The organism is Nocardia sp. NPDC006630 (assembly GCF_040611495.1).
Lineage (GTDB): Bacteria > Actinomycetota > Actinomycetes > Mycobacteriales > Mycobacteriaceae > Nocardia.
The window spans coordinates 549,312-567,147 of sequence record NZ_JBEXOK010000006.1 but is presented as its reverse complement, the minus strand read 5'-3'; the positions used below and the strand labels follow the sequence as shown (position 1 = coordinate 567,147).

Annotated in this window: 17 protein-coding genes, 1 tRNA gene, 1 other RNA gene and 1 riboswitch; of the genes, 6 read left to right on the top strand and 13 right to left on the bottom strand. The window is 65.8% G+C overall.

Features of this window, described 5'->3' with window-relative positions:
- Nucleotide 1: 1 nt before the first annotated feature.
- The 9 genes from ABZX86_RS20790 to ABZX86_RS20750 all read right to left on the bottom strand — a co-directional run bounded on the left by ABZX86_RS20790 (nt 2) and on the right by ABZX86_RS20750 (nt 8,425).
- The gene (locus tag ABZX86_RS20790; RefSeq protein WP_355125885.1) at nt 2-1,606 is read right to left on the bottom strand and encodes an ABC transporter substrate-binding protein; all 1,605 of its coding nucleotides are present in this window, start codon (nt 1,604-1,606) and stop codon (nt 2-4) included.
- A 118-nt stretch (nt 1,607-1,724) separates the two neighbouring features.
- Nucleotides 1,725-2,705: a transporter substrate-binding domain-containing protein gene (locus ABZX86_RS20785; protein WP_355125666.1), complete on the bottom strand. Its 981-nt coding sequence runs from the start codon at nt 2,703-2,705 to the stop codon at nt 1,725-1,727.
- A gap of 24 nt (nt 2,706-2,729) precedes the next feature.
- Nucleotides 2,730-3,494, bottom strand: a complete 765-nt coding sequence (locus tag ABZX86_RS20780; protein ID WP_355125664.1) for an amino acid ABC transporter ATP-binding protein — start codon at nt 3,492-3,494, stop codon at nt 2,730-2,732.
- Nucleotides 3,491-4,369: an amino acid ABC transporter permease gene (locus ABZX86_RS20775; RefSeq protein ID WP_355125662.1), complete on the bottom strand. Its 879-nt coding sequence runs from the start codon at nt 4,367-4,369 to the stop codon at nt 3,491-3,493. Before ABZX86_RS20775 ends, ABZX86_RS20780 begins: the two co-directional genes overlap by 4 nt.
- A gap of 10 nt (nt 4,370-4,379) precedes the next feature.
- Nucleotides 4,380-4,472: riboswitch (SAM riboswitch) on the bottom strand.
- Nucleotides 4,473-4,543: 71 nt separating this feature from the next.
- Complete coding sequence (locus ABZX86_RS20770; protein ID WP_355125660.1) at nt 4,544-5,095, bottom strand: flavin reductase family protein; 552 nt, start codon at nt 5,093-5,095, stop codon at nt 4,544-4,546.
- Nucleotides 5,096-5,238: 143 nt separating this feature from the next.
- The gene (locus ABZX86_RS20765) at nt 5,239-5,943 is read right to left on the bottom strand and encodes a hypothetical protein (protein WP_355125658.1); all 705 of its coding nucleotides are present in this window, start codon (nt 5,941-5,943) and stop codon (nt 5,239-5,241) included.
- A 179-nt stretch (nt 5,944-6,122) separates the two neighbouring features.
- Nucleotides 6,123-6,836 carry a hypothetical protein gene (locus ABZX86_RS20760; RefSeq protein ID WP_355125883.1) on the bottom strand — a complete coding sequence of 238 codons (714 nt, stop codon included), beginning with the start codon at nt 6,834-6,836 and terminating at the stop codon, nt 6,123-6,125.
- 128 nt (nt 6,837-6,964) lie between these two features.
- Nucleotides 6,965-7,681 carry a hypothetical protein gene (locus ABZX86_RS20755; protein WP_355125881.1) on the bottom strand — a complete coding sequence of 239 codons (717 nt, stop codon included), beginning with the start codon at nt 7,679-7,681 and terminating at the stop codon, nt 6,965-6,967.
- A 165-nt stretch (nt 7,682-7,846) separates the two neighbouring features.
- Entirely contained in the window at nt 7,847-8,425 is a 579-nt protein-coding gene (locus ABZX86_RS20750; protein ID WP_355125656.1) for an HhH-GPD-type base excision DNA repair protein, read from the bottom strand.
- A 96-nt stretch (nt 8,426-8,521) separates the two neighbouring features.
- On the opposite strand from ABZX86_RS20750, the gene ABZX86_RS20745 reads away from it, so the two are divergent.
- Nucleotides 8,522-9,376 carry a methyltransferase domain-containing protein gene (locus ABZX86_RS20745; RefSeq protein WP_355125654.1) on the top strand — a complete coding sequence of 285 codons (855 nt, stop codon included), beginning with the start codon at nt 8,522-8,524 and terminating at the stop codon, nt 9,374-9,376.
- An 88-nt stretch (nt 9,377-9,464) separates the two neighbouring features.
- On the opposite strand, the gene ABZX86_RS20740 is transcribed toward ABZX86_RS20745, so the two are convergent.
- Both ABZX86_RS20740 and ffs read right to left on the bottom strand, forming a co-directional pair.
- Nucleotides 9,465-10,754 (bottom strand): aminotransferase class I/II-fold pyridoxal phosphate-dependent enzyme, encoded by a 1,290-nt coding sequence (locus ABZX86_RS20740; RefSeq protein ID WP_355125652.1) that lies wholly within the window; start codon nt 10,752-10,754, stop codon nt 9,465-9,467.
- A gap of 131 nt (nt 10,755-10,885) precedes the next feature.
- An RNA gene (ffs, locus tag ABZX86_RS20735) (signal recognition particle sRNA small type) lies at nt 10,886-10,980 on the bottom strand.
- Between the two features lie 100 nt (nt 10,981-11,080).
- Here ffs and ABZX86_RS20730 point away from each other — a divergent pair.
- Entirely contained in the window at nt 11,081-12,094 is a 1,014-nt protein-coding gene (locus ABZX86_RS20730; RefSeq protein WP_355125650.1) for a hypothetical protein, read from the top strand.
- Nucleotides 12,095-12,168: 74 nt separating this feature from the next.
- A tRNA-Ser gene (locus ABZX86_RS20725) sits at nt 12,169-12,253 on the top strand.
- Nucleotides 12,254-12,296: 43 nt separating this feature from the next.
- Here ABZX86_RS20725 and ABZX86_RS20720 read toward each other — a convergent pair.
- Entirely contained in the window at nt 12,297-13,898 is a 1,602-nt protein-coding gene (locus ABZX86_RS20720; protein ID WP_355125648.1) for a wax ester/triacylglycerol synthase domain-containing protein, read from the bottom strand.
- Nucleotides 13,899-13,995: 97 nt separating this feature from the next.
- Between ABZX86_RS20720 and ABZX86_RS20715 the strand changes: the two genes are divergently transcribed.
- Entirely contained in the window at nt 13,996-15,618 is a 1,623-nt protein-coding gene (locus ABZX86_RS20715) for a cytochrome bc complex cytochrome b subunit (RefSeq protein ID WP_355125646.1), read from the top strand.
- A 94-nt stretch (nt 15,619-15,712) separates the two neighbouring features.
- On the opposite strand, the gene ABZX86_RS20710 is transcribed toward ABZX86_RS20715, so the two are convergent.
- Nucleotides 15,713-15,922, bottom strand: coding sequence for a DUF397 domain-containing protein (locus ABZX86_RS20710; protein ID WP_327143173.1), 210 nt, complete (start codon nt 15,920-15,922; stop codon nt 15,713-15,715).
- A 393-nt stretch (nt 15,923-16,315) separates the two neighbouring features.
- On the opposite strand from ABZX86_RS20710, the gene ABZX86_RS20705 reads away from it, so the two are divergent.
- Together ABZX86_RS20705 and gluQRS are read left to right on the top strand one after the other, a co-directional pair.
- Nucleotides 16,316-16,810, top strand: coding sequence for a DUF309 domain-containing protein (locus ABZX86_RS20705; protein WP_355125644.1), 495 nt, complete (start codon nt 16,316-16,318; stop codon nt 16,808-16,810).
- A gap of 106 nt (nt 16,811-16,916) precedes the next feature.
- Entirely contained in the window at nt 16,917-17,831 is a 915-nt protein-coding gene (gene gluQRS, locus ABZX86_RS20700; protein WP_355125642.1) for a tRNA glutamyl-Q(34) synthetase GluQRS, read from the top strand.
- The last annotated feature ends 5 nt before the right edge of the window (nt 17,832-17,836 follow it).

Sequence of the window (17,836 nt, the reverse complement as noted above, 5' to 3'; positions counted from 1 at the left end):
ATTACCGCTTCAGCCAGGTGTCGTGGAACTGCAGCCGCGCGGACGCCTCGAACTTCACATCGGCCACACCCTTGCCGATACCGATGGCCTGCGACAGCTCGATGGTGGGAATCCACAGGCCGTCGTCCAGTACGGCGCTCTGCGCATCACCGATGGTCCGGGCGCGGGCGGCCGGGTCGGTGGTCGAAAGCTGCTGGCTCAGCAGCGCATCCAGCTTGTCGGCATCCGGGCGGGCGTTCAGATTGCGCTGATCGAAGGCGAAGGTGGTGCGCAGAATATCGCCGTCGGCGCGGGTGGAGTTGTAGTAGTCGAAGTCGAAGTCCTTATTGTTCTGCCGGACCGTCGACTCCGCCACCGAGGCCGGTTCCAGCCGCAGGTCGAAACCGATGGCGCGCAGCTGCTGCTGGGTCAGCTCCAGAATGGCCTGGTTACCGGCGAATACCGGGGCGAAAAGCACGCCCGCCGTCAGCCGCTGGCCGTCCTTGACCCGAATACCATCCGCGCCCGGCACCCACCCGGCCTGGTCGAGAACCCGCTTGGCGGCATCCTGATCGAACTTCACCCGGGCCGAAAGATCCACGTAACCCGGAGTGGTGGAGGCCAGCACGCTGGTCGCCGGCTTGAACTGCGGGCCGAGGACGGTGTCCACCAGCTCCTTGCGGTTGATGGCGGTCAGCAGCGCCGCCCGCACCGCCGGATCACGCAGCGCACCGCGCGTCACATTGGCCTGCAGGCCGAAGGAGACGCCCGGGTTGACGGTGAACTGCACCCGGCCACCGCCGCCCTCGATCTGCGAAACATCCTGCGGCAGTGCGTCACTGATGGCGTCCAGCTGCCCGGAGGCAAGACTGCCGGTGCGCACCCCGGCTTCCGGGACGACGGTGAAGACGATCTTGTCCAGGTGGGCCTCGCCGGTGTTCGTGAAAACCGCTGAACCCCAGGTGTATCCGGTCCGCTTGGCGAGCGTGGCCGAGGCGTTCTGCTTCCAGTCGGCGTAGGTGAACGGGCCGGAACCGATATTGGTCCCGAGGCAGCGATCATCCGCCGACTTCGCCACCGTGGCATCGGACTGGATGCCGAGCTGCGGGGTCGACGTCGCCTGCAGGAACTGCGCATTCGGCGTATCGAAGTTCACCCGGACCGTATGCGGGTCCACCACCGTACTGCCCGCGTACCCGGCCAGATAGCTGGCGCCCAGCGGGGCCTTCGCACCGCCCAAGGCGACAATGGAATCGAAGTTCTTGCGCACCGAATCCGCCGTGAGCGGGGTGCCGTCACTGAAGGTGATGCCGTCCTTCAGATGGAAGCTGAAGGATTTGGCATCCGCGCTGACGAACCAGGTATCGGCCAGCCACGGCTTGATCTGCCCGGTGGCCGGATCTTGATCGACCAGCGAATCCACTATCTGCCGGTCCACATAGATGGTCTGGTTGGTGGCCGACTGCGCCGGATCGGAGCAGGTCGGGGCCAGCGAAAGCCCGTAGCGCAGGGTGCCGCCGGTCTGCGGCGGGCCGGACGGCGCACCGGCCGTACTGCTGTCCGATCCACCACACGCCGCGAGGCTGAGGGTGGCGGCTACAGCGCCGGCCAGGGCTAGCGGGCGCATCTTTGGGGACTTCAGCACTGAGGTTCTCCGGAGGGGTAGCGATGGTCGCCGAGCGGACGGCTCGGAATATGAAGGCGCAGTAGGGGTGCGCGCACTGGCAGTGGATGGGGGCGGGAGGTCATGGCTTCGGCTTCGGCAGGCCGGGCGGGTTGATGCGGGACTGCTGGACCACTTCGCTCTTCAGGCCCCAGCGGTCGATGACCTTCTGGTACGTGCCGTGGTCGATGGCGTACTGCACGGCTTTCTGGAACGCGCCGACCAGGCCGTTGTCCTTCTTGGTGAGCACACCGATCTCGGCTTGCAGGGCATCGCCAGCGCCGGAGAAGGTGGCGACCACCTTGGTCTGACCGGCGGTGGCGGAGTGGTACTGCGCCGCGGGATTGGGTCCGAGCAGGCCGTCCAGTCGGCCGGAGGCGAGCGCCAGGTAGTAGTCGGTGGACTGCTGGTAGTAGGTGATATCGATCTTGGGCAGCCCCGCGGCGATATTCGCCTCGTTCCAGGACACCAGCACCTGCTCCTGATTCGTGCCCGACTGCACGCCGATCTTCTTGCCCGCCAGCGACTTCCGGTCGGTGTAGGTCCAGTTCGCGCCGTTGGGCACCTCCAGCGCGAGATTGTCGAGGCGGTAGGTGGCGAAGTCGTACTTCTCCTTGCGCTCCTCGGTGACGGTGACATTGGAGATGAAGGCGTCCACCTCACCGGAGTCGACCTTCACGAAGTTCTGCGTCCAATCCGCCGCGCGCAGATCGACTTTCAGCCCGAGAATGTCGGCGAACAGGGTCGCGAAGTCGACCTCGGAGCCGACGATGGTGCGATCGTCGGTGGCATGGAAGCGCAGCGGCGGCGCGGAGGTGGCGGCGCCGGTCACGATCAGCGTGCCGCGGTCGCGAATGGCCTGCGGTACCAGTGCGGCGATGGCGTCCACCTTGTCGGCGTGCACCCGGGTGGCCTGCTCCGGCGACAGGTCGTAGACCTGACCGTTCACCGTGCGCACACTGTCGGAACCGCCGTCACCGCTGCCGCAGCCGCCGACGAAGAGGCCGAGGATGGCGACGGCGAGAGCGGTGCTGATCCGTCTGCGACGGCTGGACAGAGACATGAGGATCCTCAGGGGAGGGACGCGTCAGAGCGCGTGCGCGAGAAAGGCTTTGGTGCGCGAATGCGCCGGGGCGTCGAAAACCTGACAGGGCGGTCCCTGTTCGACGATCTGCCCGGCCTCCAGCAGCACCACGGTGTCGGCGACCTCACGGGCGAAACCGAGCTCATGGGTGACGATCACCAGGGTGGAACCACCGCGCGCCAGCTCCCGGATGACATCGAGGACCTCGCCGACCAGCTGCGGATCCAGTGCGGAGGTGGGCTCGTCGAACAGCACCACCTCGGGGCGCAGCGCCAGCGCGCGGGCGATCGCGACCCGCTGCTGCTGACCGCCGGAGAGCCGGCGCGGATACTCATCGGCCTTGTCCGCCAGGCCGACCCGGTCCAGCCACTCCAGCGCCTCGGCCCGAGCTTCGGCCCGCGGGCGCCGCAGCGCACCGATGGGCGCGAGCGCCACATTGTCCCGAACCGTCAGGTGCGGAAAGAGATTGAAGTTCTGGAAGACGAATCCGATACGCGCCCGCTGGCGCAGAATCTCGCGCTCGGGCAGCTCGTGCAGCTTATTGCCGCGCCGCCGGTAACCGACCAGCTCACCGCCGACCCGGACGGTCCCGGCGTCCACCTTCTCCAGATGATTGATGGTGCGCAAAAGCGTGGATTTGCCCGATCCGGACGGGCCGAGAATCACGGTGACCTCACCGGGGCGCACTGTCAGATCAATACCGGCCAGCACCTGGTGTGTTCCGAAAGACTTGCGGACACTGCGTAATTCGACCGCGTACTCGCTCATCGCACACTGCCTTTCGCGAAGTGCCGCTCGATGTAGTACTGCGCGATATTCAGCAGCGTGGTCAGCACGATGTACCAGACCGTCGCCACCATCAGCAGCGGCACCACCCGGCCGTTGCGGCCGAATATCACCTGCACCTGATAGAAGAGTTCGGCGATGGCCATGGTCGAGACGATCGAGGTGCCCTTGAAAAGACTGATCACCTCATTGGCGGCATTCGGCAGAATGCCGCGCATCGCCTGGGGGACGATCACCTGGAAGAACTGGCGCCGCCACGGGAGACCCAGCGATTTCGCGGCCTCCCACTGCCCCTGATCGACCGAAATAATGCCCGCGCGAATGATTTCCGCGGAGTACGCCGCCTGATGCAGCGCCAAACCGATGACGGCGGCGGTGAATCCGCTCAGCACATTGTTCGTATCGGCGTGCAGGAACTCCGGTCCGAAGGGAATACCCAGCGACACCGTCTTGTAGAGGTAGGCGAGATTGAACCAGAACAGCAGTTGCACGATCAGCGGGATCGAACGGAATGCCCAGATGTATGTCCAGGAAATCACCTGCAGCACCGGGTTTTTCGACAACCGGCCGATCGCCAGCCAGATACCGATGAAGAAGCCGAGCAGTGTGCCCCAGAAGGTCAGCTCCAGCGTCACCTTCAGCGCCGCCAGCACGGACGAGGCGGTGATGTACTGCGCGAAGGTGGACCAGTCCCAGCCCGGATTGGTGATCAGACCGTGTGCGAACTGCGCGACCAGCAGCAGCGCGATGGCACCGGTCACCCAACGCCACGGATGCCAGGTCCGGGCGACGGTCAGTTCGCCGTCGTCCGCTGCGGTCGCCTCCCGGGATCCGGGTCGGGCAGCCAGGGTGCTCATATGGATTCGTCCTCCATCGGTCCCGGCGGTAGCACCCGCACCCGCGGGCGGGGGGTTGCTGCGACGTCTACGAGCCAGGTCTCTCGGTCGCTCTGGATGGTGAGGATGACGCTACGAGCCGGGGCAGCGAGTGTCGCCGGTCCGGATCAGCGTGAGTTCAATGAGGATCGGTACTCAGCTCGCGGCTTCACTGATACCCGGCGGCACGGCATCGTGCAGTCCGCGAAAACCACTGCGGTGGAACACGAGTGGCTCGGCATCGGAATGCGCGCTGATCCGGTGCACGCGCAACAGGACCACGGCGTGATCACCCGCGGCGACCTGCTCGTATATCGAAGCCTCCAGCCAGGCGGCGGCTCCGCCGATGAAGGCGGCATTGCCGTTGCCGGTGCGCAGATCCACATCCCGGAAGCGATCGCCCTTCCGCGAACTCAGACTGCGGGCCGCCGCCTCCTGATGTCCGCCGAGCAAACTCAATCCGAGCCGGCTGGCCTTCTCCAGGCGCGGCCAGGTCTCCGAGGAGTACTGCACGCACAGCGATACCAGCGGTGGATCCAGGGATACCGGGACAAAGGTGCTCACCACCATCCCGTATGCCTCACCGCCGATCTGCGCGCACACCGCCACCACCCCACTCGGGAAGTGCGCGAAGGTTTTTCGCAGGTCAGCGCCATCGGTTGAAGTCAGTGCGGCTCCGCCGCCGCGTATCGAGGTCAGCTCGCCCATCACCACACTCCACCACCGGGCTCACTCCCCCAACAGGTTTGAATTCACCACGATCCCAAAACGGGCGAACCCGCCCGACCATGGTGGTCGAGCGGGTTCGCCGGAATTCGGTGCGCCGGACGCGCTCCGAATCGCGTGTCTGTTTACTTGGCCCCGTTGAACGGCGCGTTGATCGTCGTGAAGTACTGCACGGCAGCCAGGATGGCGACCGGGGCGGTCACGAGCAGCTGACCGGCAAGGGTGCCCAGGAATCCGATGGCAGCCATGCCACCGAGGCAGCCGAGAACAGCGGCCGGAACGATCGGGCCGAACAGGCCGACGATCGCGGCAGCGGCAGCACCTGCGCCGACAACGCCACCGATGACGCAACCGATGGCCGCACCGCTGATGCCACCGACCAGGGTGCCGATGGTGGCGCCGGTCGCGATGGTGTCCTTGAGGCGATTCCAGGCGGCCTGCTCACGGTCGTACGGAGTCTTCCACGGCGCGGTGTCCTGGAACGGCAGGTCGACCGGCTTGTAGACAGCGTGGTCCACATCGAACTGCGGGGTCAGCGTCGCGACGTTGTCCTTGATCTCCGCGGCGATCGGGAACTGGAAGTCGTCGACACGGAAGCTCAGATCGGTGCCCGCGACGGTGGTGCCGTCGGCGGCCTTGATTTTGAACACACCGTTGTCGTTGACCAGCGAACCGGCGTCGGTCTTGATGATGGTGCTGGTGTCGGTGGTGGTGGCGGTGTAATCAATGGCGCCCGAAGGAGACTCGGGGGCAGCATTGACAGTTCCCGCGGTCACGCCCAGCGCAGCGGTCACCAGCGCCGCAATAGCGGCGAATTTCTTCATTTTCATGTACTGCTTCCCTCATCTACTTTGTGCAGTGCGTCGGCAAGCATCGAGCAAAATCCAGATGAACGGGACCCTTAAAACCGGCTTGATTCGAACTCGTGACACGGGGACGGCCCCCGTCCGGAGTCCGGACGGGGGCTGTGTCCCTGCAAGCTGTGACTGCGTCTCCGCAGCGCGCGTGGCTACTTGGCGGGAGCCACGTTGAAGGGAGCGTTGATGGTCGTGAAGTACTGCGCGGCAGCCAGAATCGCGACCGGAGCGGTCACCAGCAACTGCCCCGCGAGGGTGCCCAGGAAGCCGATGGCAGCCATGCCACCGAGGCAGCCGAGCACAGCGGCCGGAACGATCGGGCCGAACAGGCCGACGATGGCCGCAGCAGCGGCACCGGCGCCGACAACGCCACCGATGACACAGCCGACAGCCGCGCCGCCGACGCCACCGACCAGGGTGCCGATGGTGGCACCGGTGGAGATGGTGTCCTTCATGCGGTTCCAGGCGGCCTGCTCACGGTCGTACGGGGTCTTCCAGGGCGCGGTGTCCTCGAAAGGCAGGGCGACCGGCTGGTAGACCGCGTGCTCCACATCGAACTGCGGGGTCAGCGTCGCGACATTGTCCTTGATCTCCGCGGCGATCGGGAACGTGAAGTCATCGACACGGAAGCTCAGATCGGTGCCGGCAACGGTGGTGCCGTTGGCAGCCTTGATCTTGAACACACCGTTGTCGTTGACCAGCGAACCACCATCGGTCTTGATGATCGTGCTGGTCTCGGTGGTGGTGGAGGTGTAGTTGATGGCGCTTGCATCAGCGGCTTCCGGGGCTGCGCCCGCGGTACCAGCGGTTACGCCCAGGGCAGCGATCATCAACGCCGCAGCAGCGGCGAATTTCTTCGACAACATATGTTCGGTTTTCCTCATCAGGCGATCCGTAGGGGGAACTCCAAGATCGAAGCTGCATGACGAGAACAAAAGATGACTCGAAGGTGCCGCAGCAGTGAATATCTGTGCGGCACCTGTGAGTCAGTCAGTTATTTCGCGGGCGGCTGATTGATCGAAGGCTCGGTGATCGTGCTGAAGTACTGCACCGCGGCGAGAATCGCGACCGGTGCGGTAATCAGCAACTGACCCGCCAGGGTGCCGAGGAAACCGATGGCGGCAATACCGCCGAGGCAGCCCACCACGGCGGCCGGAACGATCGGACCGAACAGGCCGATAATCGCGGCGGCCGCTGCGCCGGCGCCGATAACGCCGCCGATGACGCAACCCACTGCCGCGCCGCCGATGCCACCGACCGCGGTGCCGATGGTGGCGCCCACGCCGACGGTATCCCGGAGCCGGCCCCACGCCGCCTGTTCACGGTCGTAGTCCGACTTCCACGGCGCCGAATTCTCGAAAGGCAGTGCGACGGGCTTGTATACGGCGTGCTCGGTGTCGAACTGCGGTGTCAGGGTCGCAGTATGGTCCTTGATATCCGCCGCGATCGGGAAGACGAAATCGTCTACCCGGAAGCTCAATTCGGTGCCGGCGACCGTTGTCCCATTGGCCGCCTTGATCTTGAACACGCCGTTCTCGACCGCCAGCGAACCCGCGTCGGTGGAGATGACGGTGTCCTTGTCGGAACTTGTTGCCGAGTAATTGATTACACCGTTGTCCGGTGCGGCCGGAGCTGCTCCGGCCGTCGCCAACGGTGCCACTGATGCCGCGATCGCAAGTGCCGCGATCCCGGTTAATTCCCTCATCTTCATTTGGTACTGCTTCCTCGCCACTGCCTGAAACGAACTGATAGCGGCAAGCATCAAGCAACCAGCGATTTCGCTGGAGGTTAAAAACCACCTTGATTCTGGCGGGCGGGCGTAATCACATCCATTACCCGGCACGTAATCGCTACTCGCGGAACAGTTCCGGGCGGGTCAGGCCTTCTTGGCGGCGGCCTTCGCCTGCTTCTTGAATTCCCTTACCTGCGTGAGGGTTTCGGCGTCGGTCACGTCCGCGACGGAGCGCCGGGAGCCGTCTTCGCCGTAGGCGCCCGCGGCTTCGCGCCAGCCGCCGGCGGTGAGGCCGCCCTGTTTGCCCAGCAGGGCCAGGAAGATTCGGGCCTTCTGATCACCGAAGCCGGGCAGCGCCTTGAGGCGCTTCAGGATTTCCTTGCCGTCCGGATCACCCCGGGTCCACAGACCCGAGGTCTTGCCGTCGTAGTTCTCGACGATGAAATGCGCCAGCTCCTGCACCCGGCGGCCCATGGAACGGCCGTAGCGGTGGATGGCGGGCGGGGTGGAGGCCAGCTCCTCGAATTCCGCCGGATCGGTATCGGCGATCCGCCGGATATCGAAGCCGCCCATCCGATCGGCCAGCTTCTGCGGGCCACGGAAGGCGTGCTCCATGGGAAACTGCTGGTCCAGCAGCATGCCGGTCAGCAGCGCGAAGTCGTCGTCCGACAACAGCTTGTCCGCCTCGGGGTCCTGCGCGAGGCACAGTTTGCGGCTCACCATCGTCAGATCATCCCACCCCGCCCGGAATCCGGACCGATCGCCCGGCCGCCGCGGCCCTGCCTTGCGGTGACGCCGGTCACGACTAGGCTCGGCGGCATGCCCGACACCATGGCTATTTCTACAGTGGGAACCGAGCCGCACGATGGCACCGGGGCCGGCTTACGTCCGGACCGATTCGACAGCGACGGCCAGGATCAACTGGTCGATGTCCAAGATCTGCAGGCCGCGCTACCGGGAATCCGGCGGCTGCGGAACTGGGCGCACGAAGCGCTGGCCACCCAGGCCGGCGAAAGCGCCGTCGACATCGGGTCCGGCACCGGGTCCGAGGTCTTCACCTTCGCCGATCTGGTCGGACCGGACGGCACCGCGATCGGCGTCGAACCCGACCCCGGTCTGCGTGCCGCCGCCGAACGCCGCGCCGCGCAGAGCGGTTCGGCCGCGAAGTTCGCCTCCGGGGACGCCTACGGCCTGCCCTTCGGCAGCGACACCTTCGATGTCGCCCTGTGCGAACGCGTCTTCCAGCACCTGACCAGCCCGGCCCGAGCCGCCGCGGAGATCGCCCGCGTGCTGAAGCCGGGCGGGCGAGTGGTCGTCCTGGACAGCGACTGGGGCACCGCCGTCGTCCACCCGGGTGACCGGAACGTGGTGCACGAGGTCATCGAGACCATGATCGCCCGCACCACCAACCCCTTCGCCGGACGGCGACTGGCCGGACAGCTCACCCAGGCCGGACTGGTTGTGGACGATATCGGCTCGCACGCCCTCATCCAGGACGGCGGCATCGGCGCCGGCGCACTGGTCGCCCGCATCGCGGACATGTCCGTCGCGCGCGGCTCCATCACCGTCCCGCAGCGCGATCAACTCATCGCCGACCTGGAAGCCGGTGCGGCAACCGGCGATATCCACCTCTCGGTCACCATCTTCGCGGTACTGGCCCACAAACCCAGCTGACAACACAGGGCACGCACCCGAGGGTGTGTGCCCTGTGGTTCGAATCATCTTCGCGCGCACCGGATTCCGGTGCGCGCCTTCTTATTCGCTACGCGCCCAGGAACTTTTCCGTCGCCGCGAGCAGAACGCAGGTGGCGACGCCGTCCATGGCCTTCTCCAGTTCACCGAGGGACGGGAAGCTGGGGGCGAGGCGAATGTTCTTGTCCTCCAGGTCCTTTCCGTACGGGTAGGACGAACCGGCCGGGGTCAGGGCGATGCCCGCCTCCTTGGCCAGTGCGACCACGCGGGTCGCGGTGCCCTCCAGCACATCCAGGCTGATGAAGTAGCCGCCCTTGGGCTCGGTCCAGGACGCCACCTTGGACGCGCCCAGCCGGTCCTCCAGGATCCGCAGCACCAGTTTGAATTTCGGCTCCAGGATGGCGCGGTGCTTCTGCATATGGGTGCGCACACCCTCGGCATCCTTGAAGAAGCGCAGATGGCGCAGCTGGTTCACCTTGTCCGGGCCGATGCTCTTCTTGCCCGCATGGCTCAGGTACCACTCCAGATTGGCGGTGGCGGACCCGAAGAAGCTCACGCCCGAACCCGCGAAGGTGATCTTCGAGGTGGAGGCGAAAACGTAGGGGCGGTTGGGGTTTCCGGCCGCGGCGGCCAGACCCAGCACATCGAGCACCGGATCGGCGGTATCGGTCAGCGGATGCACGGCATAGGCGTTGTCCCAGAACAGGCGGAAGTCCGGTGCGGCGGTCGGCATCGAAACCAGTTCCCGCGTCACGGCTTCGGAGAAGGTGACACCGGTCGGGTTCGAGTAGTTCGGCACCGCCCAGATGCCCTTGATGCTCGCGTCCGAGGCCACCAGCTCCGCGATGGCGTGCACGTCCGGGCCGTCGTGGCCCATCGGGATCGGGATCATCTCGAAGCCGAGCGATTCGGTGATGGCGAAGTGCCGGTCGTAACCCGGTGCGGGACAAAGGAACTTGAGGACGGGCTCGTCCACCCAGCGCCGCTCCGAATCGACCGCGCCGTGCAGCATGGAGAACACGATCACGTCGTGCATGAGCTCCAGGCTGGCATTGTTGCCGGCCAGCAGGTTCGAGACCGGAATGCCGAGCAGCTCGCCGAAGATGGCACGCAGCTCCGGCAAGCCGTGCAGGCCACCGTAATTGCGCACATCGGTGCCATTGCCGTCGCGGTAATCGCCATCGCCCGGCAGCGTGAGCAGGTCCAGTGACAGATCCAGCTGCTCGGGCGCGGGTTTTCCGCGCGTAATGTCCAGCGTCAGCTTCTCGGTCCGGAGCTTCGCGTAGTTCGCGGTCTGCGATTCGTGTTCGGACACGAGCTCCGCATGGCTCATCAAACCGATCTGCGTTTGCCGGGGCATCAGACAGCCTTTCCAGGGGCTAGGGGCAATGTATGCGGGTCCCGCGCGCATGGCGGCGGACCCAGCGATCACGTTACTTGGTAGGACCTCACCCTGGGGAGCTAAATATCAGCCCGCACACCTGGAGAAATTAGAGAGGACCCAGCGCACCCGGCAGAGCCCATTGACCCTTGCTGCCTTCCGGCCCTGGGGGAGTTCACAGGATGCGCGCCGCGCTGGATCCGTCGGCCAGTGTAGCGGCTCAGCGATGCTCTTGCCGCACGGGGTCGTTACGATCCAACCGACATCGCGGGGGCACCCGCTCGTTACCGGAGGGGAAACCAGTAGTGACAAGCAACAACCCAGGACCGGGCGGCCCTCAGGACCCCGCCAACCACCAGGAAACCGCGCAGTGGTGGGCCACCCCGCCCACCGGAGCCGAGGCGGGTCAGCCGGTCACCGGCGCCGATCCGACCATGCTCAACTACGGCACCGCGGGGATGCCGTATACGCCGCAGGCACAGCCCTTTCCGCCGCAGCAGCAGCTGCCGCCGCAGATGTCACAGCCACATCAGCAGATGCCGCCGCCGGTGAACAACTACCCCGGCCAGCAGCCTTATATGCAGCAGCAGCCCGGCCCGGCCCCGATGAACGGCGGCTACAACTACGGGACTCCGCCGCGTCCGCCCGGCGGCGGCAACAAGACGCCGTGGATCATCGGCGGTGTGGTGGGCCTGGTCGTGATCGTCGGCATCGGCATCGGCGCCCTGGCGCTCACCAGCAAGGACAAGCCGATCAGTCCGCTGGGTGACGACAAGAAGAAGAACATGGACGGCAACTACTCCATGGACACGGTCACCAACTCCTGCAGCCTGATCGACCCGACCGCACTCGCCAAGTGGTCGAGCACCCAGAAGAGCACGCCGGAGCACTCCGAGACCAAGGCGAGCGACTACACCGGCGGCCGCGCGAGCTGCAATGCCGATTACTACAGTGCCTCCGCCACCGACAAGTACCAGACCAATACCGCGCGCATCGCCCTCGATGTGGAGTTCACCGGTGCGTACGGCGGCCCGCAGTACGACTCGTGGAAGCAGTACGACACCGGAACCACCGGCTCCGGCCGCACCTCGGGTGACGTCACCGGCATCGGCTCCGCGGGCTACTGGCACGCCGAGACCCGTGACTACTCCTCGTTCAACGATCTGGACTACACGGTCGCGGTCAAGGACAGCAATGTCTCGGTCAAGGTGGAGATCAGCCTCAACCGCGCCTCCGGCGAACCGGTCTCCAAGGACGACGTCGCCACGGTCGCCAAGCAGCAGGTGCAGAAGGTCCTCGACGGGCTGAAGAAGAAGTAATCGGGCCGGCCGGAAACGACCGCGGAAGTCCGCGATTTGCTTTCGGCAGGGGGGCAGCCGGTATATTGCTCGACGGAGGATTCGCCTAGTGGCCTATGGCGCTCGCCTGGAACGCGGGTTGGGTTAACGCCCTCAGGGGTTCAAATCCCCTATCCTCCGCTCACGAAGGCCCCGCCCGGACCCAGTCCGGGCGGGGCCTTCGTCATTGTGCAGGTCGGTGCCCCTCGCCCGGCCCTTCGGGCGCGGACTCCCGTAGTGCGGAAGTGACCTCTGACAGTGCCGTATTCAGTAGTTCGGCGTATCGGTCGAGGTCTGGCAGCACTGCCGGGTCGGCGTGCACGGAGATCGTCACGGTGTCGCCGAGGCCGTGGACGCCGTGGGTCAGGTGCATGACCGAGCCGAGGCCCGGGAAGCCCGCGGTGAAGCGCACCCGGCCAGCGCCGAAGGACAGGTCGGCCGGGCCGCGGTGGACGCTGGACAGCACCGTGTGACCCGAAACTCGTTCGGGGAGAGACCCGATCGGATAGTGAGTCACGTCACCGTGCAGCACCCGGGCGGGCATGGCGTCGGCTACCCGCGAGCGAGCCTCCTGCAGTGGATGTTGCGCGCGCTCCCTGCGGACCGCCAGCTCGGCCGCGATCAGGTCCGCGCGGCGCGACAGCATCGGTTCGTGCACCGCCAGATCCACGGAGAGATCGGAGTAGCTGTTGCGGGCCGGGCCCGGCCCGGCAACAGCCATCGGAATCTGGGCCAGCAGCGTCCCAGCAGGCTCAGTGCGCTCGCCGACGGACTCAGTTCGCTCGCCGACGGACTCGGTGCGCTGCGCGAGATAGCGCTGCAGGGCAAGCGAGATGGCGGTCGCCGCCACCACGGTCACGGTGTAGCCGGGGACCCGCAGGGCCTCGGCATCGTGGACGAGCATGCGTGCCGCGTGCGCACTCGGGGAGGAGCCCCCGCCGTTCAGGAGATTCGGCGGTGCGCCCGGCGCGGGCGGCGGCACCGCGCCGGCCGCGGCGAGCTCGGCCAGCCGCCGCTCCGCACGAAATGCGGCCACCCCGCGAATCACGGTGCGCGCCATATCGATAGGCACGGTCGGCAGCGCCGCGGCGGTGGCCGTCCAGCCGTCGATCGGCACACCCGCGATCGCGCCGCTGGGAACGACCCGGCGCACGGCCCGCCGCGCCACGCCCTCCAGCGCACCGCTGATGCCTGCCACCGCGGCACCGATGCCTGCCGGTGCGGCCCGCGCGAGCGAGGCCGCATCGAATCCGCCCGGCGCAGCGGAGATCTCGAGCTCACGGCCCGACGCGGACTCGGAATCGGTGGTGGCGGGCTCGTCGAACAGCGCACGGGCGAGGGCGGCGGCGCGGCGGCCGTCGGCCAGGGCGTGCGAAAGTTGCAGGACCACTACGAGAGCGGGCTCGCCGGGAGCGAAGCCCGGTGCGCCGGTGACGCCCCGGAAGGTGTGCAACCGCCAGGGGCGGTGCGCGGCTCGGACTCCGGTGCCGAGCAGGTCACCCAGGGCGCTCGTCACGTCGGCCCAGGTGGCGTCCGGCAACTGGTGGTCGATGAACTGGTCCGGTGTGAATTCACAATTCGCCCAAATCGGATACGCAATGTTTGCAGGAGTATCCAGCACGCGCACCAGCAAATCCGGAATACCGGCAACCCGGACGGCCACTTCCGCCCGGAGGCGTGCCGCGGACCTGCCGGTGTCCGCGAAGCAGTAGAGCAGGAAGAGGTCGTTGCGGGTGCGGGCGGACAACCAATACATGGTGGCGTCCCGGGGCGCCAGGGAATTCACTCCCGGAGCCTATCGAAAGCCGCTACAGGCCAACCCGTCTGGGTGCTACCGTGTGTAGTAGAAGCCTTACCATCTCTTCGGGGGCGGGTGACCGCAAATGGCAACTCGTAATCGTCTGGCCGAACAGGCCGACGCAGCGGATGAGCGGTATCAAGCCGCCGCATTCCTCAAAAGGTCCATCAATAAAGTCTTTCCGACCCATTGGTCGTTCCTGCTCGGTGAAATCGCGCTCTACAGCTTCATCATTCTGCTGCTCTCCGGCGTGTATTTGACCTTGTACTTCGATCCGTCCATGAAGGACGTGGTCTACAACGGGGACTATCAGCCGCTGCGCGGCGTCACCATGTCGCGCGCCTACGAATCGTCGCTCGGCATCTCCTTCGACGTCCGCGGCGGACTGTTCGTGCGCCAGGTACATCATTGGGCCGCACTGCTTTTCAGCGCCTCCATGATCATCCACCTGTGCCGCGTCTTCTTCACCGGCGCATTCCGCAAACCCCGCGAGGCCAACTGGGTGATCGGCTCGGTGCTGCTGATCCTGGCCATGTTCGAGGGCTTCTTCGGCTACTCGCTGCCCGACGATCTGCTCTCCGGCACCGGACTTCGGGCCGCCTTCGCGGGCATCACCATGAGCGCTCCCGTCATCGGCACCTGGCTGCAGTGGCTCATGTTCGGCGGCGACTTCCCGGGCACCATCATCATTCCGCGCCTGTACATCGCGCACGTGCTGCTGATCCCCGGAATCATGCTGGCGCTCATCGCCGCTCATATCGCCCTGGTCTGGTACCAGAAGCACACGCAGTATCCGGGCCCCGGGCGTAGTGAGCGCAATGTGGTCGGCACCCGCATCGTGCCGGTGTTCTCCCTGGACCAGGGCGCGTTCTTCGCCTTCACGCTGGCGGTGCTGGCCCTCATGGGCGGGCTGCTGCAGATCAATCCGATCTGGAATCTGGGGCCCTACAACCCCTCTCAGGTCTCCGCCGGCACCCAGCCGGACTTCTACATGATGTGGACCGACGGCTTCCTGCGCCTCTTCCCGGCCTGGGAGCTGCACCTGTTCGGCCATATGGTGCCCGGCGCCTTCTCCGTCGCGATCGCCATGCCGGTCATCTTCGGCCTGCTCATCGGCTATCCGTGGATCGAGAAACGCCTGACCGGCGATCGCGCCCGGCACAATCTGCTGCAGCGACCGCGAGATGTGCCGGTGCGCACCGCGATCGGCGCCATGTCGCTGACCTTCTATCTGGTGCTCACCCTGGCCTGCGTCAATGACATCATCGCGCTGAACTTCCACATCTCGCTCAATGCCACCACCTGGATCTTCCGCATCGGGCTGCTGATCATGCCGCCGCTGGCCTACTTCGCCGCCTACCGGCTCTGCCTGGGCCTGCAGCGGGGTGACCGCGCGGTGCTCGAGCACGGCATCGAAACCGGTGTGGTGCGGCGACTTCCACACGGTGAGTACATCGAGCTGCATCAACCGCTCGGACCGGTGGACGCGCACGGGCATCCGGTACCGCTCGAATACCAGGGCGCGACGGTGCCCCGCAAGATGAACCAGCTCGGCATTGCCGGGCGGCCGGGCACCGGCGGCTTCTTCCGCGCCGATCCGGCGGAGGAGCGGGATACGAACGCGGCGGTGGAGCACGAGGCCGAGCACGCACAGCTGGCGGTGCTGCGGCGGGTGCAGCACGGCGGGAACGGGAGCGACGGCCACTGAAACCCGCTGCCGCACAGGTGAGCCGCATCCACCACGTGCGAAAAAGCCCCGAGTCGACGACTCGGGGCTTTGTTTTTCTCGATCAAGGGCCGGCTCAGGCCCGGTTGAACTCGCCGTCCGAAACACCGGCGAGGAATGCGTCCCACTCACCCGGAGTGAAAGCCAGGCTCGGCCCGTGGCCGCGTTCCTTGCTGTCGCGAACCCCGACATTGCCATCTACGAGGAAAGCCACCTCTACGCAGTTGCCATTGGGTCCGCTATGTTTGCTCTTGCGCCAGACGGCGCCTGTGTAATCCGCATTCACGGTTGTAGCTCCTTCGTTGCGTCAAGCGTGAGATCTTGCTGGCATCGATCTTGGTGGCAATGGGATCCATGGAGATTCGCGAATCCCTTGTACGCCCGAGGTTGCACGCAACCTCTCCGTACAACCTGCTCTCTGCACTTCACGGTGGGAATGCACCCCCGGTGGCCGTTCCCGGGCTAAACCCTAGCAGGGTTCGTCATTAGGAGATCGCATTCTTTCGTTTTCAATCAGCAAATACATAGCAAGGATAGCCAGCTAATTATTAGCCTAAAGATAGCCGCCTCTCGAAACGCATGAATGATAAAGATCGCAATAAAGTTGTCGGTTTGTTTGCGGACCTTTTGGCTAACTCCTGGTCGGACGCCGGGCGCGGTATCCGGGAAGATGGACTTCATGGCCGACCCCACGCAGGACGAGAGCGCTCGCGACCGCGACGACGACGGGCGGGCGCGGAATGCCCGGCCGCGTGATCGCTTCGGCCGTCCCCTGCCCTTCGGCAGCATCGGGGTGCCACGCATCCCCGATGATCTCCAGCTGGAGCCCGACGAGACCCTCGACTACGCACAGCGCCTACTCGACGACGGTCTCCCCTTCAACGCCCACGAGGTGTTGGAGGCGGCCTGGAAGCAGGGGCCGTTCGCCGAGCGGATGCTGTGGCAGGGACTGGCCCAGTACGCCGTTGGCCTGACCCACATTCAACGCGGAAATTCCAAGGGCGCTCGCACACTTCTGGAACGCGCGATTCACCGTCTCACCGCCTTCGGACCGCCCCCGTACGGTATCGACACCCCCGGTCTCATCGCCCGCGCGAACGCCATACTCGCTGCTCTGGACCAGGAAAAGCCGCTGACGGACGACGACCTGAGCCCCCGCCTGCGGCTTCGCTGAATACACACGGCAACTGCTACTTCGCATCGTTTGTGTGCACCCGCAAGAGTGCGAATGACCGAAAGTGCCGCGAAGTTTGCGAAGGTTGCGCCTAGCATGGACGACCGTGTCCGGATTCGGAAGATTCGCACCCAGTCCCTCAGGTGACCTGCACCTGGGGAATCTCCGCACGGCACTGCTGGCATGGCTGTTCGCACGCTCCACCGGCCGTGGTTTCCGGCTCCGGATGGAGGATCTGGATCGAGTGAAACCCGGTGCGGCGGAACGACAGTCGGCGGATCTCGCCGCGCTCGGACTGGACTGGGAGCCGCCGGTGGTGTGGCAGTCGCAGCGCCTGCCGCTCTACGACGCTGCCATCGCCGCGCTGACCGCGGCCGGGCGCACCTACGAATGCTTCTGCACCCGCAGGGAAATACAGCAGGCGGTGACCGCGCCGCACGGACCGATGGGCGCCTATCCGGGTACCTGCCGCGCGCTCACCGACGCCGAACGAGCGGAACAACGCGCCGCGGGCCGACCAGCGGCATTACGACTGCGGGCCGATATCACCGAACTGGTCATCACCGACGAGTTGCTCGGCAGCTACCGCGGCGCCGTCGACGATCTGGTGCTGCGGCGCGGCGACGGTTCGCCCGCCTACAACCTGGCCGTCGTCGTGGACGACGCCGACCAGGGCATCGATCAGGTGGTGCGCGGCGACGATCTGCTGGCTTCCACCCCACGTCAGGTCTATCTCGCCACCCTGCTCAGGCTGCCGATACCGCAGTACGCACATGTACCGCTGGTACTCAATACCGCCGGGCAACGGCTCGCCAAACGCGACGGCGCGGTCACCCTGCGCGATAGAATCGCACTCGGCGAGACCCCCGACCAGATACTGAATGCGCTCGCAACCTCATTGGGTTATCCCACCGCAACCACAATTGCGCAGCTGCTTAAGCAATTTCGCCCCGAGCGGCTGCCACAAGAACCGTGGACACTCGACCCGAACGGCTTGTTGCAACCCAGTTCGGGTCCGTAACGTAC

What these genes read in the sequence shown, in the direction of transcription:
- ABZX86_RS20745 (WP_355125654.1), top strand. Translation starts at nt 8,522, where the DNA reads ATGCCCGACACCATGGCTATTTCTACAGTGGGAACCGAGCCGCACGAT.
- ABZX86_RS20790 (WP_355125885.1), bottom strand. Translation starts at nt 1,606, where the DNA reads ATGCGCCCGCTAGCCCTGGCCGGCGCTGTAGCCGCCACCCTCAGCCTC.
- ABZX86_RS20755 (WP_355125881.1), bottom strand. Translation starts at nt 7,681, where the DNA reads ATGAAGATGAGGGAATTAACCGGGATCGCGGCACTTGCGATCGCGGCA.
- ABZX86_RS20770 (WP_355125660.1), bottom strand. Translation starts at nt 5,095, where the DNA reads ATGGGCGAGCTGACCTCGATACGCGGCGGCGGAGCCGCACTGACTTCA.
- ABZX86_RS20775 (WP_355125662.1), bottom strand. Translation starts at nt 4,369, where the DNA reads ATGAGCACCCTGGCTGCCCGACCCGGATCCCGGGAGGCGACCGCAGCG.
- ABZX86_RS20715 (WP_355125646.1), top strand. Translation starts at nt 13,996, where the DNA reads ATGGCAACTCGTAATCGTCTGGCCGAACAGGCCGACGCAGCGGATGAG.
- ABZX86_RS20740 (WP_355125652.1), bottom strand. Translation starts at nt 10,754, where the DNA reads ATGCCCCGGCAAACGCAGATCGGTTTGATGAGCCATGCGGAGCTCGTG.
- ABZX86_RS20705 (WP_355125644.1), top strand. Translation starts at nt 16,316, where the DNA reads ATGGCCGACCCCACGCAGGACGAGAGCGCTCGCGACCGCGACGACGAC.
- ABZX86_RS20780 (WP_355125664.1), bottom strand. Translation starts at nt 3,494, where the DNA reads ATGAGCGAGTACGCGGTCGAATTACGCAGTGTCCGCAAGTCTTTCGGA.
- ABZX86_RS20785 (WP_355125666.1), bottom strand. Translation starts at nt 2,705, where the DNA reads ATGTCTCTGTCCAGCCGTCGCAGACGGATCAGCACCGCTCTCGCCGTC.
- ABZX86_RS20760 (WP_355125883.1), bottom strand. Translation starts at nt 6,836, where the DNA reads ATGTTGTCGAAGAAATTCGCCGCTGCTGCGGCGTTGATGATCGCTGCC.
- ABZX86_RS20765 (WP_355125658.1), bottom strand. Translation starts at nt 5,943, where the DNA reads ATGAAAATGAAGAAATTCGCCGCTATTGCGGCGCTGGTGACCGCTGCG.
- ABZX86_RS20750 (WP_355125656.1), bottom strand. Translation starts at nt 8,425, where the DNA reads ATGGTGAGCCGCAAACTGTGCCTCGCGCAGGACCCCGAGGCGGACAAG.